Below are 24,745 nucleotides of genomic sequence, written 5' to 3' on the forward strand. Positions count from 1 at the left end.
TGCCAATGGCATTTTTTTAATAAGCTCTCGCAAAAACTACATATTTAATTGCTTTATCATCGTCGCAGCAACCATCACTTTTGCAAACGCATTCAAGTTTAACGCCTCTAGGTTTAACTTTTTTAAGAATGCATCTAGGAGTAGCTCCGGTTTCTTCTTTGATTTCAATTTCTTTTTTAGTAACGCAACAAAATGGAACAACTACAAATTTATTATCAGCAATATGCTTTTTAAAATCTTCGTAATTATATGCGTAAACTGTATTTTCTTTAAGTCTTTGCTTAGCAGCTTGATATAAATTATTTTGAATTAATTTTAAGTAATTATTTACTTCTTTTTTAACGTTTTCTAGATCAACTTTAGTTTTTTCTAAAGTATCTCTTCTAACGAATGTAACGCAATTATTTTCTAAATCTCTAGGACCTACTTCAATTCTTAAAGGAACGCCTTCAATTTCACTTTGTGATGCTTTAAAACCAGGTGATTTATTTGAAGCATCTAATCTAACTGAAAGCTTTTTACTTAGCTCTTTATAGATTTTATTAGCTACTTTTGAAACTTCTGGATTTTTATCAGCTAGAATTTCTAAAATATCAACTTTAATTGGCGCTATTTTTGGAGGAATAATAACCCCGCGGTTATCACCATGAACCATGATAATAGCCCCAAGAAGTCTAGTTGAAACTCCTCATGAAGTTTGATATACAAAATCTTCTTCGTTGTTTTTATTTTTAAAAGAAATTCCATAAGGACGTGAAAACTTTTGGCCTAAATAGTGGCTTGTTCCTGCTTGAAGAGCTTTACCGTCTTTCATCATAGCTTCCACGGTATAAGTAGAAACGGCTCCTGCGAATTTTTCATTGCAAGTTTTTTTACCGCTAACTACTGGAATTGCTAAATAATTTTTAAGAAACTTTTCGTATTCTTTAATCATTTTTACAGTAAAGCTTCTAGCTTCTTCAGCGCTAGAATGTGAAGTATGACCTTCTTGTCATAAAAATTCTCTAGTTCTCAAAAATGGTTTTGTAACTTTTTCTCAACGAACTACGTTAGCTCATTGATTATAAATTTTAGGTAAATCATTATATGAATTAATATCTTCTTTAAATAAATTAGCAAAAATAACTTCACTAGTAGGTCTAACGATTAACTTTTCTGAAAGTTTTTTGTTTCCTACTTGAGTGACTGTTGCTAATTCAGGATTAAATCCTTGCACGTGTTCTTTTTCAATTTTAAATAAAGATTCAGGAATAAAAAGAGGAGCGTAGATATTTTCAACGCCATGTTTTTTAAACACTTCATTTAAAGTTTTTTGAATATTTTCTCAGATACCATATGAATTTGGTTTATAAATTATAGTTCCTTTAGCAGGACCGTAATTCATTAAATTACCATTTGTTACAACATCTGTATATCACTGTGCAAAATCTTTTTCTAATGGTGTTATTTTTTCTAATTGCTTCATATTTTTACCTAATTATACGCAAATAAAAATAAAAAATCACCTTAAAGGTGATATGGCTGCCTCAGTTAGATTCGAACTAACGCGTGACGGAACCAAAACCCGTTGCCTTACCGCTTGGCTATGAGGCAAAATGGTGGGGGGGGAGGGATTCGAACCCCCGAATCCTAAGAAAGTGGGTTACAGCCACCCGCATTTGGCCGCTTTGCTACCCCCCCATAATTAATTGCCATAACATTATAATACAAAAATTAAAAATTAAATTACTTTTTTTAAAATTTTTTTGGTTAATTTTAGAAATTAATTTATTGCTAAAAATATAAAATAAAAATTAAATTTTTCACATTTTTTGCATAAAAATATTTTTAGCGTTAGAATTAATATCAAGATTTATAAGTTTTATATTTTACATTTTTTGCAAAATATTTACATATACAAAACTATCTATTAATCTAATTGCTCTGTGGCATCAAGCAATAATAAATTTGTTTTTGTAACTTCCCTTTTATTTAAATATTAACTTTAATTACTTTTTGTTTTTTTACTATCCGAGTTATTTTTTAACTTATAAATCCTAAATCTTAAAATTTTTAAATATTATTTTCTTTACAGAAAGTAATATTTTTTTATAACAATTTGCATATAAAAATTTATAATTAAAAAATGAATAAAAATAACGAACGCGAAAATAATTTAAATTCAGCAAGTCAAGAAACTAGCCAAAATTTCTCAAATGAATTTGATACTAAAACTCAGTTAATTGATTTAGAAAAAATTGAAACTGTTCCTTTAAAAAGTAAAAAAGAAATAGTTAAATTAATAATAGAAAAAAACCAATTTACCGAAGAAGATAAATTGGCTTTTAAAAAACAAAAAAGAATCTATTGAATGGCAATTACTTCTATATCGGCAATTGCATTACTTGCGTTATTTTTATTATTAAGTGTTTGATTTCAATTTTTTTAAGATTTATTTTTTCTGTAAAAATCTGCTAAATAAATTCCACCAGATAATAGCGAAGTTAACATTCCTAAAAGCAGAGCAAGATTTGTTACTAATATGTATTTTGTATTATCGGCTAGATCTACTGTATTAACATTTAAAAAGTTATGAAGCAATTCACTAGTTCTAAGAACATCATTATTTGGCATATCAACATTTGGCACAGGCAATGTATTTAGCGCTTGTCCAAGGTATGATCTTAGATTTGGATTTATGTAAGGTAGGTATTGTTTTGCACCTGCAACATTACCACTTGAAATATTACTTTGAATTAAATCAACAAATATTAAGTTAAGCATTAAAACCATAACTATTCCAAGTGAAACTACTATGGTTTTTATTTTTCCAAATATAGAAGCGGATACTTCTATATTTTTTTGCGCCATTGCAACTCTATGACCATCTACTAGCAGATCTCTAACTACTATTAATACCACGATTCAAAACGGAACGAAATTAGCTCCTGCTAAATAAATAAGAACTGTTGTAGTTATTATTTTATCTGCAAGAGGATCTCAAAGTTTTCCAGTTTCAGAAACTACGTTTCATCTTCTTGCAAGATATCCATCTAAAAAATCTGTAGCCATTGCAAGTACAAAAGTTACTAGTATTAATGAATTAAAAATTAAATATCCATTTTTTACATCAGCGTATACTGCTAGCAGAATAAAAATAAGAAGCGGAACAAAAAGTCCGATTCTAAAAAGTGTTAATAAATTAGGAAGTTTTCTTTTTCTTTCTAAGGTTGTCTCCATAAGATAAAGCTACCCTTTCTTTAATTTCTCTTTCTTCTTCTTCAGTTAAAGTAACTGAAGTTAATTTTTTTAGTTCATTTGAAAAGTAAGTTAAATTAGGAAGAGCTTTGCTTTCTCACATATTACTTTTCACGTCTTTGAGTTCAGAAAGGTTTTTAACTAATTCTGCATATTTGGGATTTTCTAAAACATAGTTTTTAAAATCAGAATCTTCTAAAATTTCAATAACTTTTTTTCTTGAAAAATTAGTTAACTCTCCCATTTTGTATTCACCAACTGATACTACAAATTTTTCTAAATATCTTTTATTTTGTGCAATTACTTCATTGATTTCAACATCAAATTTAGCTAAATATTTTTTTGTTAGTTTATCAAGTTCAACACCAGCTAAATGAATTTTCTTTTTATTGATTTTATCTCTAATATAAGTAAATAAAATTCACCCAACAAGACCAAATATTAAAAACCCTAAAACAACGTATAAAAGTGCACCATTTTTTAAAAAATCCATATTTTCCTTATTTTGCTTTTATTGTTAATTTTCATTTTGAAGCTGCAGGCTTTACAAATTGCGCTTTGTATTCTTCAAGCTGAGCTTCGTCAAGTTTTACGCCTCTTGATACTTGCATTTGTAAAAATGCACTATAACCTTTATAGTCAAAGCCAGGCTTTGCTTCAACATATTTATAAGTTAATTGACCACCGTTATCTAAATATTGAGTTACCTCAGATTCGGTGTCTTTAAACATTTCTTTTAATGTTTTATTATACTCAGAAGCTTCTCTTTTTGCCTCAACGTATTTGTTGGCATTAAATTTCACTTCATCAAGATCGACTACTTTTTTTTCATTTTGATTGTCGTTCATGTTTTTAAATTATATATTAGTTTGGCATTCTATGCAAAAACATTTAAAGCACTTCCTAAATATAAAACTCCTATGTTAAGTCCAAAAAATATTAATGTTGAAATCGCATCAGTTGAGGTCGCTAGAATTGGAGCTGACATAACTGCTGGATCTTTTTTTCATCTAATTGCAAGTAGTGGAATTATAGTTCCCATGATTTTAGCAATTAATATCACGATAAGTAGCGATAGCGATGATGCAAAAATAATTAAGGCTATTGTTCAAACTTGCGAACCTTCATTGAAAATTAAAAAATAAAATATTAGCCTTATTACGTTTGCAAAAAACATAATAGCTCCAATGACTAGGCCTACTAAAAATTCTTTCTTTAAAACTTTAAATAAGCTTTTAGAGCTAATTTCGCCTATTGCCGCTGAACGGGTAATTGTTGTAGAGCTTTGCGATCCTGCGTTACCGGCTGATCCTGAAATAATTGGAATAAGCCCAACTATTAATCCTGTTGAAATCGATAAATGCAAGTTAGCTACGACATTTGATGATATATCGGTAAATTTTTGAATTATAAACTGTGATATAGTCGATGAAATCATTAAAATAATAAGTCAAAAAATTCTAGATTTAACAACTTTAAAAATAGAGTTTTTAATATAGCTATCTTCAGCAGAAGCGGCCGATATCCCCGCAAGTTTATACATATCCTCAGTGGCTTCATCTTGAATAACGTCTATAACATCATCTGATGAAATAATCCCAACAATTCTTTCATCTTGAAAAATAACCGGAAGAGTATTTCTATCTTGATCGGTAAAGATGGCTGCTGCATCTTCTTTATTATCTGAAGCAAAAACGCTTTTAACCGGATCGTAAATATTTTCAATTAAAACGCTATCGTTATTTAAAAATACATCACTAATGGTAGTGCAGCCTAATAGCTTTCCTTGGCCGTCTATAATATAAATATCAGAAGAAATATCAGGATTAATTTTGTATTTTTTTCTAATAATTGATATTGATTTTTTAACAGTTCACTGTGGTTGAAGAGTTAAAAAATCAACTTGCATAATGCTACCGATTTGTTCGTCTTCAAAAGACAAAATCAAATTAATATCGGCTCTTTTTTCAGGAGGGGTTAATTTTAAAATCGATGAAGCAATGTTGGTAGGAAGCTCTTCTAAAATGTTAGCTAGCTCGTTAGTTTGCAGCTCTTGCAAAATTTTCATCGCTCAATCTTCACTAAAAGATTTAGCGATTTCAATTTGAGTTTCAATGTCAAAGTATGCAAATAAATCCGCGGCGTCATCTTTTCTTAAAATTCTTAAAGATAAAATTTTATCTTGTAAAGAAAAATCGCTAATTAATTCAGCGATATCTGCAATTGGATAGTCTTCTGTTAAGTTTCTAATGTGAATAAATTCTTTGGCTCTAATTTTGTTTAAAATTTCTTCTTTTAATTCAATTGTTTTATTTTGCATTAGATTCCTCAGAAATATATTTAATTAAACTTTCTTGGAAAAATTCAAGCTTAATTGTATAAACTGTAGAATTTTTAAAAATTTTAATTGAACCAGTTTCTTCTGAAACAACAATAGTAGTTGCATCTGATTGCTCAGAAATTCCCATCGCAGCTCTATGACGAGATCCAAATTCAGAAGAAAGCGATTTAGAAGTTATTTTATAAAAAGTAGAAGCATAATAGACTTTATTATCTCTAATAATAACTGCTCCATCATGCAGCGGAGAGTTTTTATTAAATATAGAAATTAGTAAAGCTGAAGAAATATTGGCATTTAAAATTATTCCATCAGTTCTTAGATTATCTAGCTTTTCACTATTTTCAATAGTAATTAAGGCACCAATTTTATTTTCACTAAAATAAGTAACTGATTCTCTTAATTGGTTTATAAGTCTAATTTGAGAGCTTTTTCCTAAAGACTCATATTTTTTACGTCTATTTTTTTTGTTGAAAAAGTCTTTAAAATTATTTTTAAAGACAATTAAAATAATTGCAGAAAAAAGTAAAAAAGCACCAAGAGTAACCCCTAGCAATATTAAAACTAAATTATTGTTAGCGCTTAACTTGCTAACGTCTTTAGCTAGATTTTCAATTTGTGAATTCATATTAAACAATTCCACCTAATAAGTAAGCTAAAACCAGAAGAAAAACCATAAGTAAAATAGTAACGCCAGCGCCTAGCAGATTTAAAAATAGCTGCCTTTTATATCAAGGAAGGGCCATTTGAGCTTCTTTGCTATCTAAATCAACAACGTTATGCTCGTAGGCTAAAATTGCGTTATTGATTTCTTCAAGACGCATTTCAATTAAACTTTCTTGTTTTTTATTTTTTGAAGCTTCATTTTGTTTTTGAATAGCTTTAGTTTTTGCTGCTGTTAATTTTTTTCAAAAATTATTTACTTTTTTCATAATTACTTTCTTAATTTTATTATTGCAATTATTATTTATAAATTATAAACTGAAAAGTATTAAAATACTTTATTATTACAAAAATAATTTCAATATATTTTTGTTAGAAAATGGAGAATTATGAAACCAAATTTAAAAGATGATTTTTATGGTCATTTAAACTACGAATGACTTGAAAAGGAACCAATTCCAGCCGATAGATCAAATATAGGATCATTTTCAATTATAAGTTTAGAAATCGAAAAACTTTTAGTTGATTTGAGCTACGATTGAGCAACCAAAGCAAAAGAGCTTCCAGAAGATAAATACGTAAAAGAATATGTAAAGCTATATTCTTTAGTTTTTGACGTAGAAAAAAGAAAAAAAGATGGCTACGCACCTGCTAAAAAATATCTTGATGAAATTTTAGCTTTAAAAAACTTTGATGACTTTCAAAAATTAACACTAAAAAATGAATATAAATATAGTTTTCTACCATTAGAATTTGGAGTTAGTCCTGATTTTGTAGATAGCAGCCACTATGCGTTTTGATTAGGTGAACCAGCACTTGTTCTTCCTTCAGTTGAATCATATTCATCACCAAATGCTACTAAGCAACTTGAAGCATGAAAGAAAATGGTTAAAACATTTTGTCATGACTTTGGGTTAGATAAAGACTTTAGCGAAAAACTAGTTGAAAAAGCACTTAAATTTGATGAAGCTTTAAGAAAAGTTGTTAAAACTCCACTTGAAAAAGCTGATTACGTTAAATTTTATAACCCAACTAAACCTGAAGAAATTTTTGAAAAAACCAAAAGATTTAATACTAGTGAAATGGTTAAATCTTTAACTGATAAAAAAGTTAAAGTTGTATCAGTTACTAACCCTAGATATTTAGATCACTTTAGTGATTTATATAGCGACGATAATTTTGAAAATTACCACGCAATGTTTTTTGTTAAAAACTTAGTTGCTTCAGCTCTACTTTTAGATGAAGCTAATAGACACGTTCACTTTGAATTTTCAAAAACCATAACTGGTGTTGAAAAAATCAAAGAACTTAAAAAATATGCATACGAATTTGCAAATGGATTTTTTGATATTCCTTTTGGAACATACTACGCTAAAAAATACTTCGGTAGCGAAGCTAAAAAAGATATTGAAGACATGATCAAAAACATGATTTCAATATATAAATCAAGACTTGAAAAAAATACTTGAATGAGTAAAGAAACCATTAAAAAAGCTATCGTTAAATTAAATTCACTTGACGTTATGATCGGATGACCTGAAGTATTTCAACCATACTTTGATCATTTAAAAATTGACTCAAGCAAAAGCCTTTGAGAAAATAATGTAAATATTGCTAAAGTAATGCATGATTATAACTTTTCTTTATATACTCAAAAAGTTAATAATAAAGAATGAAAAATGTCACCTGCTTTAGTAAATGCTTACTTTAATGCATTTGGAAATCATATAGTTTTCCCTGCTGCCATTTTAAATGGTGAATTTTATAACCTTAAAAATTCAAGAAGTGAAAACTACGGTGGAATCGGAGCAGTTATCGCTCACGAAATTTCACACGCATTTGACAATAACGGTGCTAGATTTGATGAAAATGGTTCATTAAAAAATTGATGAACTGAATCTGACTATAAAGAATTTGAAAAAAGAACTCAAAAAGCAATTGAGCTCTTCGATGGATACCAAGATGTTTACGGAAAAGTTAACGGTAAGTTAACTGTTTCTGAAAATATTGCCGACATGGGCGGATTTTCATGTGCCCTAGAAGCTGCGCAAAAAGAAAAAGACTTTAACGCTAAAAAATTCTTTGAAAAATGAGCTTCAATGTGAAAAGCAAAATACAAAAAAGAAACCGCTCTTCAATTGTTAAACACCGACGTTCATGCTCCTGTTAAAGCTAGAGCTAACGTTAACTTAATGAATACTGATTTATTCCACGAAACATATCAAACAAGCGAAAAAGACAAAATGTATTTAGCGCCTGAAAAAAGAGTAAAAATTTGATAATTTTTAACCTTTTTGTCAATTAATATAGTATTATTTAGACATTATTTAACTATATAGTTAAAAAACATATTAAAAAATTAAATTATGAAAAATTTCACAGAAAAAGTAGGAAAATTTTTTAAAAGTTCTTTTCCAGGGAAATGAACTACTAGAAAAATTGTTTTTGTAGCTATTTTGATAGCTGTTTCTGTTACATTTACTATCATATCTGTGCAAATTGCACCATTTGCGGGAATTTCTACTTATAAGGTAGCCTTTATAGGCCTACCGGTTAAAATTTCAGGATTTATCTTTGGTCCTGTGATTGGAATTTTTATAGGACTTGTATCTGATTTAATTTCCTTAATTTATATCCCTCCAACAACTTATAATCCGCTTTATACTTTAGTAGTTGTAATGAATGGATTTATTCCAGGGCTATTTTCATGATTCTTTTTTAGATTTATAAACTATGCCTTTGGAGCTGACTTTAGAACTAAGCTATACAAAAGCAAAATTCAACTTTATTCAACTAGTTATTTAGTTGCCGTTACTAATCCTGATTCAGAAAAAGAAGCAAATTACTATGCTTCTAAAATAATTTACTATAACAACAAAAAAGAATATATTAAGCGTTTTGGAACGATTAATTTAATTAAAAATATTAATTTAATTATTGCGCTGATGATTCTTTCCATCATTATCTTATTTGAGATTATTACAATCGGATTTTTAATTCCTGATGCTTACCTTGTTAAGTCGCCGGTTAAAAATAGATGAATCATTGTTGCTTTAATTACCACCGGACTTATCATGATGATGAGCTTGTGTATTTATGGAAAATTCAAAATTAAATCATCTAGATATTTAGTTATGGTTCCAATTATTATTTTTAGCGCAGTACTAGAAATAGTTAACCTTCCAATTCTTTCATTTGCTGATTTATTTGCGCTTGGAAATAGTTCTATTAAAGATATATTCCTTTGAATTTTCCAACACGTATTTTTAGCTCCTGTTAAAATTTGATTCAACATAATAATTATTTACTATTCATTTTCAATTATTTCTAAACTTGTTAATAAAAACGCTGATTTATCTTGAAATACTAGCAGCTAAAAATGAAACAAAATAAAGAAATAAAAATAATTACAATTGAAAACTTTTTTAGTAATAATTTAGCTAAAAATAATATTTTCATTCCTTATTTTGAAGTAATTAAAAATCTACAAACTGTAATTTATACAGATAATTACAATCAAAAAAGTTTGATGAATTATTTAAATAAATTTAACTATAGTAAAAACACTATAGTTTCATTTTATGACTATCAAAACGAAAAAAGCAATAACATCGTTTCTATTGATAAAAATAAAATTAAAAAATATATTGAGATTTGAAATCTTGCAAAAAAAGAAGATATTTTTTCTAAAAACAAAAATATTCTTCTTTTCTTGTCTAACAAAGTTTTAAAGCTATTAAACAACACCGAAAACGAAAAACTTGAAAACTTTTTTTCTTTTAATAAAGTTAAAAACAATATTTTAAAAAATCAATTCTGTCAAGTTTGTCATGAATTCATCGAACCTTTAACTAATATTTTTAAAGACATAAAATTAAAATATAAAGAATTTAATTCGAGCATTAAAAATTTAGAAAATAATTTTGATTATAAGCTTCACTTATATAACTTTTGAAATACCCTTATATCTGCTAATGAAGAACTAGTAAAAACCTATTTTAAACTTTACGAAAAAATAGAAAGTTTAATTGAAAGCTATACAAGTGAAAATAATATTTTTCTTTTAAAAGAACAACAAAAAGAAGTCAATAAAAACAAAAGAAAAAAAGAGTATTTAGAATACCTTCAAAATAATTCTCCTGAATCACTTCAAAATAAAATAAATATCAAAACCAAAGAATACGATTTAGATTTTTATTCAAAATATAAAGACGATATTTTAATTAGCAATTACAAATATATTAATTTCATTAAAGAAAAAATTAAAAAAGAAATTGCAGTACTTAAAATAAAAAGAAAGCTTCTTCTTTTAAAAAACAGAGAAGAAATTTTAAATATCAAAATTGAAATTTTAATTAAAAAGAAAATAATTAAAACCTTTTCATATTACAAAAATAAATTAAATTATCTTTTCGAAAGCGAACTTGCTAGCCTTCATAAACAACTAAATAATGAAGGTAATATTTTTGCTGCAAAAAATCTAATTGAAAAAGATAAAAAACACAAAAAACAAGAAAGTTTATTTTATTTAAATAGATTAATAAACTACGAATTTGTTTTAGATATAAATGAATATCTAGAAATTTCAGAAAATAGAAAAATTCAAATAAATGAAAAGCTTAAAAATTTAGAAAAAGATATTACTAATTTAAAAAATAAAATTTTTTCTAAATACTTTCCTGATAACTTTAAAATTTTAAAACATAATTTAGATCAAGACGAAGAAAAAACCAAAGCAGAACTTCAATGACTAAAAGATCAAAATGAGAAAATAGCAATTAAATTAAACGCTAATAAACAAAAAGATTTTGATGAATTTTTAAGATACTTTAGATACACCGAAAAAGTGCTAGGAGTAGAAAAACATATCTTTGAAAATACTTCTAAAAAATATAATTTATTTTTAGATTCAAAGGAAAAAAAATTTGAAAAATATATAAAAGAATTTAACAATAATTTCTTTTCACTATTTTTTGTTAAAGAATTAAATAATTTATTTCACAATTTAAAATTTCCAGGTTTCAAAATAACTAAAGATAAATTAAATATTTTCTTTACAACTTTTAAATTAAATAAATTAATTAAAAATAATAATTTTGAATACAAAGATTTAATTGATGTTTTTAATTCAAGCAATGAAGACTTTTTAATAAAAACAAAATTTTTAACTTCTTATATTGAAGGTAAAAAAATAATCTTTATAGATTTACTAGAATTTAGCCCTGAAATGAATTGAAATTTATATATTGAGAAAATTCAATCTTATTCAGAACTATTTAAAATAAATACTGTTTTAATAACTAGCAATTTAGATATTCTTAAAAAATTTGGTGATCAAATTCATTTCTTTATTAATAATTCATTTTTAGAAGGTGGAGATAAAAACGAAATTTTTAGAAGACCAATTAATCCAATTGTTAAAGAAATTCTAAAAGGAAGCAATCATAAATTTGAAATGCTTACAAACTATAAATCATGAAGCGCAAATAAAATGATTGATATTTCTACAACTAAAAAACATTACATATTTTCTACAATTACTGATTTTCAAAAATGAACTCATCAAATAGTAGAACACGAAGATAATTCGCTAAAAAGTTTTAGAAAAAATAAACCAGAAAATATTAAAGCCAGCTCAAAAGAGCAACTTAACATCCCTAGCATTTTCAACGATAAAACAATTCTGCTTCCCAAAGTTAAAACAAATATTTTAAACTTAGAAGAGCCTAGCGAAATGGTTAAAGAACTCCAAGAAGATCTGCAATCTGAAATGTTTTTCGTTGAAGACGAACTAGAAAATAATTCATAAAAAAAATAAGGCAAATTGCCTTATTTTTTGGTGTCTATACATATGGCGATCACGACAGGATTCGAACCTGTGACCACAAGCTTAGAAGGCTCGTGCTCTGTCCATCTGAGCTACGCGACCATCTGCCTAGAATATAAATATTTTACCATTAATTATTTTTTTTATTATAATAAAAAATAATTATGAAAAAGTGGGCAGTATTTAGCGATGTTGATGGAACTATTTATCCATTTCCATCTAAGAATTTAACAGAAACTGTTAAAAAAAGGTGCCAATTATTAAAAGAAGAAAATGTTTCTTTTTTTATTAATACTGGAAATCCACCTTTAGATAAAATTAAAAAATTAGCAACTAAATTAAACTCAAGATATTTGATTTGTTCAAATGGTGCTCTTATTTATGATAATGAAGCCAAAAGCGCACTTCATGTTGAGTATATGGACAAAGATCAAGCTAAAAAAATCTTTGATTTATCAGATAAATTAAATCAAACATTATATTATTTTGGTATTGATCAATACTACTTAAAAAATGCATCAAAAGAAGTTTATGATTTTTTAAGTGACTTCTGTGAATATAGTGATTGAATCACCGATGGAAGATTAAATGACGATTTATATAAAATCGAAGTTTATGGAACTAGAGATGAAATTCAAGCATTTTACAAAGAAGCAGTAAAACTTGACACAAATTTAAATATTGTTAATTTAAATACACATATTGAAATCACAAACAAAGGAGTTTCAAAAGCATCAGGAATGAAATGAGTTTGTGATAATTTAATTCATGCTGATTTAAAAGATGTTATGGCTATAGGAGATAGTCCAAATGATATAAGTATGCTTGACGCAGCTGGTTATTCATATGCAATGGAAAATTCAGATGATTTAACTAGAAGTCATGCTAAGTTTTATACATCATCAGTAGAGCAAAGCGGACTGGCTGAAGCTATTGATGACTATCTATACCGTAGCGATTACCATATTCATCATAAAAAATAATGTGATACATTCTTTTACTAATAATAATTTTAGTTTTATTTATTTTAATTTCAATATACATTCTTTTCTATTGATATTTTTCAGTGTTTTTAGGTAAAAAAGTTAACTTAAATCATGAATCAATTAATAAAAAATTTTCTACTTTAGAAATTTTATTAATGAGATCTGAAAAATTCAACGAAAGAAATACTGTAGAAAAAATAAATTTAAATAGAGCTAATTTTTATTTAAATAAGGCTAGAGAAAGCAAAGAATTATACAGCGAACAAAAACAAAATGTTTTGTTCATTTTTAAAAAATGAAATGTTTATAAATCATTTAAGCAACATAATTTAATTCATAAAAATTATTTAGAATTTATGAATAGTTATGAGCTATTTTTAAACGTAGTTTCTAATTATTTAAAGCTTTCAAATTTTATAACTGAAGTTCAACTTAAAGCTAATAAAAAACTTGAAATTTTAGATCAAATTTATAAAGAAAATAATTACTTTGATAAGCACTTTAAAAACTATTTTAAAAACAAACAAAACGAATTTAGAAAATTAATAGCTAGCATTGGTTTTCAAAATGATAAAGCCAATCTTTTAGAAGCTTTAGAAAACTGAGATTTATCAAGAGATTTATTTATTTCTTATTTAAGACATGTTAATTATTTTTTAAAAGTAAAAAATATATTTTTAAATCCAAAAGAATTTAATATAAAAAGTGAAGCTCAACTTAAGAAATTAAAAAACATTGCTAAAAACTTTTTTAATTTAAGCGTTGACAATATCAATTACATCCTTTTAGAAATATTAAGTAGTGAATTTAAGAAAAACGCAAAGCAACTAAATTTGGAAGAACTTTCAGTTTTAAATTCAAAATATAAAATTCTAAATAAAAAAGTTTTTGATTTGTATTTAGACAAATCAAGCGAATATAAATTTATAGAGCAAAATTTAAATACTTTAATTGAATTATGTTTAAGAGAAACTTCTAATTCAAATTTAGATGAAAAATTTAATGAATTTGATTTATTTATAGAAACTTGAAAAAAACTAGAAGTCTATGATAATAAAGTTTCAACTCAAAATATTAATTTAAAAGAAATTAATGAAAATAATAATTTTGATTTTCAAAAATCAATTAAAATTTTTTATCAAATTGCCAATTCACAATTTATAAATTTAAAAGATGAAAACATTAAAAATAAGTATTATCACTTTATTTATTTATTTGACAAAACAAATAAAATTTTAGAAACTAAAAAAGAAATAGACGATAGACTAAAAACTGAATATTTTGAATATTTAAAATACTTTATAAATATGATCGCAATCAATGAATTTTATTTTAAAATGCATAATTTTATTAAAATAAATTTTGCAAAAAATTTAAATTTAAATGATGAATTAGATAAACAAAAAGCCAAAGAAAAAGAAAAACAATTTTTAGCATCTTTAAAACAAAGTGAAAATGATATTAATAACTTTTTATATAAAGAAGCCTATTTAAAAATTAAGAAATATATTTAAGTATGTACAAAAAAATTTTAATTCGTTATGGTGAACTTGTTTTAAAAGGTAAAAATAGAACTACCTTTATAAAACAATTAGGTTCAAATATTAAAGAGATTTTAAATACAGAATATGAAATGGAATTTGACAGAATGTATATTCCATATTCAGAAGAAAATTTAAAAAATCTAAAATACGTTTTTGGTATTTCTTCATTTTCACCAGTAATAGAAACTAATAAAAATTTAGAAGATATTCAAAGCGCAATTGCTAAGCTGATAAATAAAAATGCATCAACTTTTAAAATTGCAGCTAGAAGAAATGATAAAAGTTTTGAATTAAATTCAGATCAATTAAATAATTTATTAGGTGGCTTTGTATTAAAAAATTCACATTTAAAAGTAAATGTAAAAAATCCAGATCAAATTTTTAATATTGAAATTAGAAAAAATAGTGTTTATGTTTTTGATAAATCAATAAATGGAATTGGTGGAATTCCAGTTGGAATTTCAGGAAAAGTTCTTCATTTAATAAGCGGTGGATTTGACTCGCCTGTTGCTGCTTATCTTTTAATGAAAAGAGGATTTAAAGTTGATTTTTTAACTTTTGTAACTCCTCCTCAAACAGATGAAACTACAATAGATAAAATTAAAAACTTAACTAAAGTTTTAAGTAGATATCAAAAAGAATCTAATTTATATGTTTGTGATTTTTCTTTAATTTCATCTTATATTGAATTTACTGAATTTAAGTCATTTAAAATAATTTTAATGCGAAGAAGTTTTTATAGAATTGCATCAGAGCTTGCAAAACAAAACGAAATATTAATGATTTCAAATGGAGAAAACTTAGCTCAAGTTGCATCGCAAACTAATGAATCAATGGCAGTAATTGGATCAAGCATTAAAAACGAAATTTTAAGACCCCTTTTGACTTACGATAAAAATGAAATTATTAATTTATCTAAAGTAATTGAAACGCATGATATTTCAATTTTAAAATCAAAAGAAGCTTGCGAGTTATTTGCTCCTAAAAATCCAGTAACTAAGCCTACTGAAGCTAAAACTCTAAGAATTGAATCAAAACTTGACGAATTAAAAACTTACGAAGAAATTGTTTTAAATCAGAAAATGAAAAAATTTGCTATTTAGCAAATTTTTTATTTGTTGAATTGAGAGTAGTATAAATTGAAATAAAATCCTTTTTGCTTTAGCAGCGCTTTATGCGGACCACTTTCAATTATTTTACCGTCATTAACCACTAAAATATTATCTGCATTTTTAACAGTTGAAAGCCTGTGAGCTATTATAAAAACTGTTTTATTTTTCATTAATTTATTAAATGAATTTTGTAATGCCATTTCAGTTTTTGAATCAATATTTGAAGTAGCTTCGTCAAAGATAACAATTTTTTTATTAGAAACTAACGCTCTTGTTATATTTAAAAGTTGTTTTTGACCATGCGATATATTTTGACCATTATTTTTAATAATACTTTTATACGAATCTTCCATATTCAAAATAAATTCATTAGCATTAGTTATTTTAGCCGCACTTACCACGTCTTCTTTATTAGCTTCAGGATTAACTATTTTAAGATTTTCATAAACACTTTCATTAAATAAAAAACAATCTTGCAAAATCATTGTTGTATTTTCAATTAATGATTTATTTGAAATATCTTTAAGCTCTATTCCATCTAAATAAATATGACCTTTTTCATAATTATAAAACTGGCTAATTAATCCAATGATTGTACTTTTCCCAGCACCGGTTGGACCTACTATCGCAGTAATAGTATTAGGCTTAGCAGTAAATGAAACTCCTAATAGTTGATGCTTATTTGAATTTTGATATTTAAAATAAACATTATCAAAAACTATTTCGCCAACTACATCTTTAATATTTATTTTACTGTCTTGATTTTCCATTTGAGGAATGTCAAGTATTTTAAAAATTCTATTTCCAGATGCTATTCCATTTTGAATAGTAAATGACATTGAAAGAAAACCTTGAAATGGAACCATGAAGCTTCAATTAATTGCAATATAAGTAACTATAAGAGATACTGTTGCTTTTCCTTCGTCATCTACTCCAAAACCATAAACACCGTATACATTTGTTTTATTCAAATAAAAGATAATGCATAAAGCCGATATTAATAAAATTAATAAGTTTGATATTCAGCTGTAAAAAATATCAAAACTTCTTGAAATAACATCACCTTTATAACTTATATTTTGAATGTCATTTGTTATTTTTTTTAAGTTCTTATAAACAAATTTTTGTTTATGAAAAACGTTTGTAACTTTAGCGTTATTAAGCATTTCTTTAACAAAAGAATTTAACCTTGCAAAAGCTTGAGTGTTTGCATGAAAATGCTTTTGTGATCTTCTAATATATAAAAACACTGAAAAGTAAATTAAAAAGGCAGTAGGCATTACAATCAAACTTAAAAGTGATGAAACTAAATTCATTGCAACTATTGCAAATATTAAGCTCAGTAAACTATTAAAAAATCCTGAAATAGTTTGAAATAGTGAATTAGATACATTATTGATATCAATAATTAAAAGAGTTATTAAATCACCATCTTTTTTTGTATCTAAATAATATAGCGGTGTATTTTGGAGTTTATGATAAATTTCTTTTCTTAAATTTTGCGTTGTTTTATAAGAAATATCAATATAAGATCTAAGTTCTAAATATCTAAAAATAGCATACAAAATAAAACATAAACTAAGACCTAATAGATAAAAGAAAAAATTTAAATCACCAAAATCTGAAATAGCTTTTTGACCATAAATTATAGGCTCGAAAAATATTCCAATTATCTTTCCAACTAAAAAAGCTCCTATTGTATAAAAAACAGTTTGCAGTAGCGAATAAACAATTGCAATGTAAAGCTCTTTTTTATAATAAAGAACGTATTTAAATAAAGTTTTTAAAATCTTTCTTGTAGGAATTTTTTCACTTTGATAATAAGACTTATCATAAAAAGATTTATTTAACTTTTTAAGCTTCATTATTCCTCCATTTGATTTTCATAAACTTCTTTATATAATTTTGATTTCGATAATAGTTCTAAATGGTTACCTTGTTCTGTTATTTTTCCATTATCTAAAACCAAAATTAAATCAGCGTGTTTTATAGCATTTATTTTTTGCGAAATAATTACCATTGTTGAGTTGTAATTATTTTTAATATTACTTATTATTTTTTGAGTAGTTATATTATCTAAAGCTGATAGCGAATCATCTAATATTAAAATTTTAGGATTTTTAAGAAGTGCTCTAGCGATTGAAATTCTTTGTTTTTGCCCACCAGATAAATTAACTGCACCTTCTTCAATTTCATAATTTAAATTGTTTTCAAGTTTATAAACAAAATCTTTAGCACAGGCATTTTCAAGAGCAAAATCAATTTCTTGATCGGTTGCATTTTCGACTGCAAAAAGCATGTTATCTTTTAAACTTCCTGAATATAAAATTGAATCTTGATAAACAATTCCAACTTTTTCATGAAGTGATTTTGTATTTATTTTTGTGATTTCATTATCATCAATATAAATATGGCCATCGCTATATTTCATGTTGTAAATTAATAAATTAGCAATAGTACTTTTACCACTACCAGTAGGGCCTATTATTCCTAAAACTTTTCCTCCAGGAAGAGAAAAATTTAAATCATTTAATGCATTATTTAAACCAATGTGATATCTATAATTTAAATCTTTAAATGTAATTGAATATTTATTTTTATCAGTTAAATCAATTCCGTTTTTTACATTTAAATTTTCATAAGGCATATCTATTATTTCAATAATTCTTTTAGAAGCTACTTTAGCTTTAAAAAACACTCCTAGAAACTGGCTGCAAATCATAACTCCAAATGAAATTAAAATAACGTATTCAATAAATACATTTATTTTAGGAATTAAATTTAAGTCACTAGGATTAAACTTTAATTGCTTACTTGCAAAAACATAAACAATAACGCTAATTAAATTAATAAGCGCGAAAAATACAGGAGTTGTTATATTTAAATATTTTTGCGTTTTAATTTCAGTGCTAGTTCATTTTTTAGTTGAATTTTTAAATTTTGAAAATTGATAATTTTGTAAGTTATATGACTTTATAAATCTAATTCCAGAAACGCTATCATTTGCGTTTTTGGTCATTGATTCTAAGTTCTTTTTATTTTTAACAATTAGTGATTTTGTTTTTAAATAAACAAAAGTTAAAGTGAAAAATAAAAAAGGCAAAATTATAAAAATAGAAACACTTAATTCTAAATCAGTAAATAGTGCAAATACAACGCCAAATGCAATAAAAAATGGAGCACGCACAAAAGCATTGTTTGACTGCATTAAAAAATCTCAAAAAACACCAACGTCATCGTTGATTCTTGTTATTAAATTTTCAACACCTAAATTCGATATATCTTTAATGCTAAGCTTTTGATATTTGGCAAATAAAATATTTCTTAAATTAGCTGAAATCATCTCCCCAGCTCAAGTAACTATTAATAAACTTAAAAAAGCTGAAATAAATCCAGCTACTATTAATGCAAAAGTTATGCCTATCAAAAACACAATTGCATCTTTAAAATTATTGCCTTGAAATATGGTTCAATAAGCAAATAATTTAATACTTAATTGAGCATTATTTTCTGATTGAATAATAAGAGATAAAAATTGACTTAATAAAACTGGAAGCATCATTACAATTCCAGCTCAAATAAAGGCAAAAATTAAACCAATAAAGTAATAAATCTTGGCTTTTTTCGGTGCAATTAAAAAAATTTTTCACATATTTTATTTTTAAAAAAGTCACTACAAATTTGTTGTAATTTTATATATTATAATCTTATTTTTGCTATAATTTTGCAATCATGAAGAAAGATCTTGTAATGACAATTTTACGCACAAAAAATATTTTGTGAGTTTTTTCTGATTTACATTATCCTGATTTAAATCAAGATGTAAATGAGTATAGCATGGATCTTTTTAATACAGCCTCCTCTTTAGTTTAATTTATTTTATTTCGTACCAAAGGTACATTATTTTCATATCTAAAATAACTTAAACATTGGAGGCTTTTTTTTGCAAAATAATACAACGAAAAGCGTTAAGAATAATAACGTTATTGAACTTATTGACATTGTTAAACAATTTGATGAAAAACTAGTTTTAGACAATGTTAACCTTAATATTAAACGTGGTGAATTTGTAACACTTCTAGGACCTTCAGGTTCTGGAAAAACCACTATTTTACGTCTAATTGGTGGCTTTGAATGAGCTACTAGAGGTGAAATTAAATTTAATGGAGTTGATATTAAGGATTTATCGCCACACAAAAGAAATCTATCAACTATTTTCCAAGATTACGCACTATTTCCTCACCTAAACGTTGAAGGAAATATTATGTATGGACTCAAACTTAAAAGAGTTCCAAAAGAAAACGTAAAAGAAGAACACAAAAATCTTCTTGAAAGAAAAATTAAAGTTTGAACTGAAAAAGCTCAAAGAGAAATGAAAAATCTTGACAAGCTTCAAGAAGAATACGAAAACGAGCTTAAAGTTTTAAAACCAGGAACATATAAACACCAAAAACGTCAAACATGACTGGATGATTCAGATTTTAAATATTCATATTGAGAATCTTATGTTTTACAAAAAACAGAAGAATTCAAAAACAAATATTTCAAACGTAAATTAACAAAAGAAGAAATCGACCAAACAGTTGATAAAATTGTTAATTTGGTTGGCCTACAAAATAATAAAACTAAAAAAATTACAGAACTCTCTGGTGGAATGAAACAAAGAGTAGCTCTTGCTAGAAGTTTAATTATTGAACCTGAAATTCTTCTTCTTGATGAACCTCTATCAGCTTTAGACGCTAAAATTAGAGAAAAAATGCAAGTGTTTTTAAAACAAATTCAACAAGAATTAAAACTTACATTTATCTTCGTTACTCACGATCAAGATGAAGCTCTTGAGCTTTCAGATAGAATCGCAGTTATTCGTGAAGGAAAAATTGAACAATACGATACTCCAAAACAAATTTATGACTATCCAAGAAATATTTGAGTTGCTAAATTTATAGGAAATTCAAATATCTTTAACGCTAAATTCTTAAAAGATTCAAAAGTAGAATTATTAAATAAAGAATTTAAAACAATTCACGATGAAGATGAATTTGCAGTTGGCGAAGAAGTTGATGCACTTATTCGTCCAGAAGATATCGATATCGTAAATCAAACACAAAATACAAAACATAAAATCAAAGGTAAAATCGTAGAATCTATCTACCGTGGAAGTTACTACTATATAAAAGTAGAATTAAAAGACAGTAATTACATTTTTGTTGAAACAGCTAAAAATTTTGCTGTTGATGAAACAGTTTACTTAAGCTGAACTATTGATTCAATTCATTTAATGAAAAAAGATCCTAAATGAGATTATGCTAAAAAAGATTTTTAATTCAAAAATTTTTAAAGGCGAATTTTTCAACAAAAAACTAATTTTACTTATTCCATTTTTTGTAATTGCGATTTTACTAATTCTTCTGCCAATTGTTTTAATTTTAGTTAATTCAATTGCTCCTAAAAATAATTTTGATAACTGACTTTTAGTTAAAAAAAGTAACACTTGAAACATTATTCTTCGTAGCTTAAAACTTGGTTTTATAGCTTCAATTATTTGTTTATTTATTGGAATTATTTACGCTTATTGAGTATCAAAGAGCAAAAATAAATTCTTTAAAATTTACGCTTTAACTTTAATAATTAGTCCTCTTGCAATTTTTACAATTGCTAGAATTTATTCAATTAAAGGATTATTCCTTGCACTATTTGCAGGAGATCCAAAGAGTTTAAACTCAGAGTGATTTATAGTAGTAGGTTTAGTTTATTTAAATCTACCTCTTATGATCATGCCTTTATATTCTGTTTTTAAAGACATGCCTAAAAATATAGTAGAAGCATCCAACGATTTAGGATACTCTAACTTTAAAACATTTTTCAAAGTAATTATTCCTTATGCTACTAAAGCTATATTAAGTGGAATTGCTATGATTTTTTTAGCCAGCGCCACTACTTTTGTCGTTGCTCGAAAACTTCTTCCAGATGGTTCACAAAATCAATTAATTGGTGAATTAATCAACGAAAAAATTAATCCTGGAAATCCATTTGACTTATCTAGTGGTTCAGCTTTAGTTATTGTAGTTAGTGCGATATTTATCGGAACCTACCTACTTATATTAATAGTTCCTAAAGTAATTTATCACTTCAAAAAAGGAGCGGTATATGAATAAAAATAATCAAAACTTTGTTTTTAGAAGCATAAATTACTTAAGTGATTTTTCAAACTGAAAAACTATTTTAAGAAGTTCATATATTTATGTGATTCTGCTAGCTGTTTATATTCCTTTATTTTTTGGACTTGTATTTTCTTTTAACCAAGAAACTCCTAAAGGAGAATTCAATACCACTTGAACTAAAGGAACATTTGAAAACTGACGTAATCTTTTTGACTTCGGTAGAGACGCATCAGCTGTTAATAGCTTCCTGCTAGCTTTCATCGTTGGATTTATAAACGTATTTTTATCTTTAATTACTGTTTATGCTTTATATCGTCAAAAAAATAAACTTGCAAAACCTGCAGTTTTAAGTAATTCTAATATTCCACTTGTCAATCCAGATAACATTACAGCAATTGGACTTGTACTTGTATTTGGTTTATTTTTCGGAATTACCGCAACTGATTCAGAAGGATTTTTCCGGGTAATAGTAGGACACGTTGTAATGGTTATTCCTTATGGAATTTCACTTAGTTTACCTAGAAGCTATAAATTTAATAACAACTTATTTGAAGCATCACAAGATTTAGGATATTCAAAACTACGTTCTTGATTTAAAACTTATTTTGTTTATATGCTTCCATCAATATTAATGACTTTTGTTGTTTCATTTGTATTTAGTATTGATGACTTTATTATCGCTAGAACTGTTTCTAATACTTCAACACTAGGAACAAAACTATATGAAGGAGCTTTTCAAACTTGAGGTTTAATTTTAGGTTCTATAGTTTTAATTATTACTTTAGTTGGTAATGTAATCTATACTATTATTAACGCAAGAAAGAAAAAATAATGAAACTAAATAAAAAAGTTCTTCTTTATTCTGGTGCAGCCCTAGCTGGAGTTGCTACCATTTCTGGTCTTGTTGCTGGAAAAATTAACTTTAAATATAAACCAAGTATTTGAAACTATAAATCATATATTTCAGATGAAAATTTAAGAGTTATTGATAAAAACTTTGACTATAAACAATTTGATACTATTTCACAATTCAGTAACGCTTTAATAAATAATAAAGCCGTTGCTGGAATTGGTTCAGATTTCTTTGCATTTAATTTAGTTAAAAATAACCACATTCAAAAAATCGATTATTCAAAACTTTTCGGAGTACCTGAATTAAAAGATTTTAATACTCTTCAAAAATTCATGCAACTAATTTTAAAGCCTGAAATTTGAAATCACTTTAATAATAAATACTACACCAAAGCGCTAAATGAAATTAGCAAAAACAAAAGCCAAGATCAATATCTTTGAGAATATATGTTTCCATATTATTCTCAAGATGCAGTTCTGGCATACAACATTAAAAAAGTTAATATCCCTGAAAAATATAAGCTCGAAGATGGCTCAGCTAACTTTGATTTAATTTATTCAGATATGAATTTAACCGGAGATAAAAATTCAATGGTTAATCTTTTAAAAATACTTAATTTCATCGGTTACAAAGAAATAATTTGAACCGATGCTGTTAGAGATAACATGCTTTATGGATCGGCTTATACTAGGCTGCAAAATGGAAGCTCAACTGATAAAAACTACACCGGTAATGTAACTTTTGATAACTACAAAAATCAAATCGATTCATTTACTAATTTAATTAAAGATGGAACCTCTAACGACGTTAAAGACAATCAAAAAATTACCTTCGAAGGTGATGGACTTCAAATTGTTAATACACTTCTAGATCCTACTAGATTTGACATTACTTCTTCACTAATGTATAACGGAGATGCAATCGATGCATACTATGGAGAAGATAACTTTGAAAGCGTTGGTGATGGAGCTATTAGAGTTGTTAAATTTAAAAACAATCTTTTATTAGTTGATGGACTAGTAGTGGCAGCAACTAATAACGATGAAACCAATGAATTAATCTACGATACGCTTAGAAATTCATGAATTAAAAACGTAGGAAATATCTACACTCAATATAAAGACCTACTTGCTAAAAATTTAATCAGCGATAGCGATTCAGTTGAAACTCAACAAAAAGTATTAACCGAAAGCGCCGTGGCAGATTATTGAAAAGACTTCCGTAACATTAACTTTGAATCATTTGCAGAAGATAATGACTTTGAACAATCTGCTGCAACAGAAACTCTTGATAAATATTATTCAATGTTAAATTTAGCTTTAGCTAAAAACAAAGATAAATTTGATAGTTTTTATGAAATGCAAGATGATCCTGATGCAGATTTCGAAGAAAAAATAAATCCTTATCCAAGCATTTTCTTAAGTTATCTAAAAGACAATAAAGACGAATTATTAGATAAAATAGTTAGCGCTTACAAAGATAATTCACTGAAAGATCTGCTAGAAGAGCAAGATAATTTTGAAGATAAATATTTAGTAAATTTAGTTAATGAAAATTATGAAGACTTAACTAGCGAAGATTATTATCCAACTTCAACAGAAGATAGCGAACTTAAAGAATCACTAAGTCAATTTCTTGCAAATGCGCTTGCGTTTATTGATATTTCAGAAGATCAATATAGCGACTTACTTACTGAAAAATATTTAAATTTAAATAACTACGATCATATAAATTACGATCCAACTCAAAATATCGATTACGAATTTATAAAAAGAAATTATTTCGCATCAGCTCTTGATGGTCAAGACGAAAATGCTTTAAATATTTACCAAATAGTAAAAACTGATGAAGTAGATTACAAAGGAATAGAACCTATTTCACAAGATCTACAAAGCTTAGTTGATTCATATTACTACAATAGAACTAAATCTTAATTAATAATTGAAAAAACCTACAAATTAGGGCTTTTTTAATCCCACATTGTAAAGTGCAATGCACCCCTCTCTCAAAAAATTTTAATTTTT

At 26.1% G+C, this 24,745-nt stretch carries 20 protein-coding genes and 3 tRNA genes; 11 read left to right on the plus strand and 12 right to left on the minus strand.

The window, feature by feature from the left end; translation table 4 throughout:
• Positions 1-16 precede the first annotated feature (16 nt).
• The 3 genes from proS to VY93_RS02690 form a co-directional block, all read right to left on the minus strand.
• On the minus strand, positions 17-1,465 hold the full coding sequence (proS, locus tag VY93_RS02680; RefSeq protein ID WP_020003011.1) for a proline--tRNA ligase: 1,449 nt from the start codon (positions 1,463-1,465) through the stop codon (positions 17-19).
• Between the two features lie 53 nt (positions 1,466-1,518).
• Positions 1,519-1,593: transfer RNA gene (locus VY93_RS02685), tRNA-Gln, on the minus strand.
• A gap of 3 nt (positions 1,594-1,596) precedes the next feature.
• Positions 1,597-1,680: transfer RNA gene (locus VY93_RS02690), tRNA-Tyr, on the minus strand.
• Between the two features lie 445 nt (positions 1,681-2,125).
• Between VY93_RS02690 and VY93_RS02695 the strand changes: the two genes are divergently transcribed.
• Complete coding sequence (locus VY93_RS02695; protein WP_020003012.1) at positions 2,126-2,428, plus strand: hypothetical protein; 303 nt, start codon at positions 2,126-2,128, stop codon at positions 2,426-2,428.
• On the opposite strand, the gene pgsA is transcribed toward VY93_RS02695, so the two are convergent.
• The 6 genes from pgsA to VY93_RS02725 are packed head-to-tail and all read right to left on the minus strand — an operon-like array spanning position 2,425 to position 6,507.
• Positions 2,425-3,219 (minus strand): CDP-diacylglycerol--glycerol-3-phosphate 3-phosphatidyltransferase, encoded by a 795-nt coding sequence (pgsA, locus tag VY93_RS02700; protein WP_020003013.1) that lies wholly within the window; start codon positions 3,217-3,219, stop codon positions 2,425-2,427. The genes VY93_RS02695 and pgsA overlap by 4 nt on opposite strands.
• Entirely contained in the window at positions 3,182-3,730 is a 549-nt protein-coding gene (locus VY93_RS02705) for an MHJ_0274 family protein (protein ID WP_020003014.1), read from the minus strand. Before VY93_RS02705 ends, pgsA begins: the two co-directional genes overlap by 38 nt.
• Before the next feature lie 7 nt (positions 3,731-3,737).
• Positions 3,738-4,085, minus strand: a complete 348-nt coding sequence (locus VY93_RS02710) for a hypothetical protein (RefSeq protein ID WP_020003015.1) — start codon at positions 4,083-4,085, stop codon at positions 3,738-3,740.
• 29 nt (positions 4,086-4,114) lie between these two features.
• Positions 4,115-5,557, minus strand: coding sequence for a magnesium transporter (gene mgtE / locus VY93_RS02715; RefSeq protein ID WP_020003016.1), 1,443 nt, complete (start codon positions 5,555-5,557; stop codon positions 4,115-4,117).
• Positions 5,547-6,203, minus strand: a complete 657-nt coding sequence (locus VY93_RS02720; protein WP_020003017.1) for a diadenylate cyclase — start codon at positions 6,201-6,203, stop codon at positions 5,547-5,549. The genes mgtE and VY93_RS02720 overlap by 11 nt, the downstream gene beginning before the upstream one ends.
• Before the next feature lies 1 nt (position 6,204).
• Positions 6,205-6,507, minus strand: coding sequence for a hypothetical protein (locus tag VY93_RS02725; RefSeq protein ID WP_020003018.1), 303 nt, complete (start codon positions 6,505-6,507; stop codon positions 6,205-6,207).
• Positions 6,508-6,627: 120 nt separating this feature from the next.
• Here VY93_RS02725 and VY93_RS02730 point away from each other — a divergent pair, with 120 nt between their 5' ends.
• From VY93_RS02730 to VY93_RS02740, 3 genes are all read left to right on the plus strand, one after another.
• Entirely contained in the window at positions 6,628-8,520 is a 1,893-nt protein-coding gene (locus VY93_RS02730) for a M13-type metalloendopeptidase (protein ID WP_020003019.1), read from the plus strand.
• Between the two features lie 84 nt (positions 8,521-8,604).
• The gene (locus VY93_RS02735; RefSeq protein WP_026365183.1) at positions 8,605-9,615 is read left to right on the plus strand and encodes an ECF transporter S component; all 1,011 of its coding nucleotides are present in this window, start codon (positions 8,605-8,607) and stop codon (positions 9,613-9,615) included.
• 2 nt (positions 9,616-9,617) lie between these two features.
• Positions 9,618-12,047, plus strand: a complete 2,430-nt coding sequence (locus tag VY93_RS02740) for an MAG1360 family OppF-related protein (RefSeq protein ID WP_020003020.1) — start codon at positions 9,618-9,620, stop codon at positions 12,045-12,047.
• 43 nt (positions 12,048-12,090) lie between these two features.
• Here the strand turns inward: VY93_RS02740 and VY93_RS02745 are convergent.
• Positions 12,091-12,167: transfer RNA gene (locus tag VY93_RS02745), tRNA-Arg, on the minus strand.
• Between the two features lie 62 nt (positions 12,168-12,229).
• On the opposite strand from VY93_RS02745, the gene VY93_RS02750 reads away from it, so the two are divergent.
• The 3 genes from VY93_RS02750 to thiI are packed head-to-tail and all read left to right on the plus strand — an operon-like array spanning position 12,230 to position 15,698.
• Positions 12,230-13,048 (plus strand): Cof-type HAD-IIB family hydrolase, encoded by an 819-nt coding sequence (locus tag VY93_RS02750; RefSeq protein WP_020003021.1) that lies wholly within the window; start codon positions 12,230-12,232, stop codon positions 13,046-13,048.
• Positions 13,048-14,565 carry a transcriptional regulator gene (locus VY93_RS02755; RefSeq protein ID WP_020003022.1) on the plus strand — a complete coding sequence of 506 codons (1,518 nt, stop codon included), beginning with the start codon at positions 13,048-13,050 and terminating at the stop codon, positions 14,563-14,565. The genes VY93_RS02750 and VY93_RS02755 overlap by 1 nt, the downstream gene beginning before the upstream one ends.
• A gap of 2 nt (positions 14,566-14,567) precedes the next feature.
• The gene (gene thiI / locus VY93_RS02760; protein WP_020003023.1) at positions 14,568-15,698 is read left to right on the plus strand and encodes a tRNA uracil 4-sulfurtransferase ThiI; all 1,131 of its coding nucleotides are present in this window, start codon (positions 14,568-14,570) and stop codon (positions 15,696-15,698) included.
• Between the two features lie 8 nt (positions 15,699-15,706).
• Here the strand turns inward: thiI and VY93_RS02765 are convergent, their stop codons facing one another.
• Entirely contained in the window at positions 15,707-17,572 is a 1,866-nt protein-coding gene (locus VY93_RS02765; protein WP_020003024.1) for an ABC transporter ATP-binding protein, read from the minus strand.
• On the minus strand, positions 17,572-19,359 hold the full coding sequence (locus VY93_RS02770) for an ABC transporter ATP-binding protein (RefSeq protein WP_020003025.1): 1,788 nt from the start codon (positions 19,357-19,359) through the stop codon (positions 17,572-17,574). The genes VY93_RS02765 and VY93_RS02770 overlap by 1 nt, the downstream gene beginning before the upstream one ends.
• Positions 19,360-19,650: 291 nt before the next feature.
• Here VY93_RS02770 and VY93_RS02775 point away from each other — a divergent pair, with 291 nt between their 5' ends.
• From VY93_RS02775 to VY93_RS02790, 4 genes are read left to right on the plus strand one after another with little or no spacing between them, the layout of a single operon-like run.
• Complete coding sequence (locus VY93_RS02775) at positions 19,651-21,030, plus strand: ABC transporter ATP-binding protein (RefSeq protein ID WP_020003026.1); 1,380 nt, start codon at positions 19,651-19,653, stop codon at positions 21,028-21,030.
• Complete coding sequence (locus VY93_RS02780) at positions 21,011-21,862, plus strand: ABC transporter permease (protein ID WP_020003027.1); 852 nt, start codon at positions 21,011-21,013, stop codon at positions 21,860-21,862. Before VY93_RS02775 ends, VY93_RS02780 begins: the two co-directional genes overlap by 20 nt.
• On the plus strand, positions 21,855-22,700 hold the full coding sequence (locus tag VY93_RS02785; protein WP_020003028.1) for an ABC transporter permease: 846 nt from the start codon (positions 21,855-21,857) through the stop codon (positions 22,698-22,700). The genes VY93_RS02780 and VY93_RS02785 overlap by 8 nt, the downstream gene beginning before the upstream one ends.
• Positions 22,700-24,655 carry a type 2 periplasmic-binding domain-containing protein gene (locus VY93_RS02790; protein WP_020003029.1) on the plus strand — a complete coding sequence of 652 codons (1,956 nt, stop codon included), beginning with the start codon at positions 22,700-22,702 and terminating at the stop codon, positions 24,653-24,655. The genes VY93_RS02785 and VY93_RS02790 overlap by 1 nt, the downstream gene beginning before the upstream one ends.
• Positions 24,656-24,745: the final 90 nt, after the last annotated feature.

It is taken from the genome of Mycoplasmopsis synoviae ATCC 25204 (assembly GCF_000969765.1).
Lineage (GTDB): Bacteria > Bacillota_I > Bacilli_A > Mycoplasmatales > Metamycoplasmataceae > Mycoplasmopsis > Mycoplasmopsis synoviae.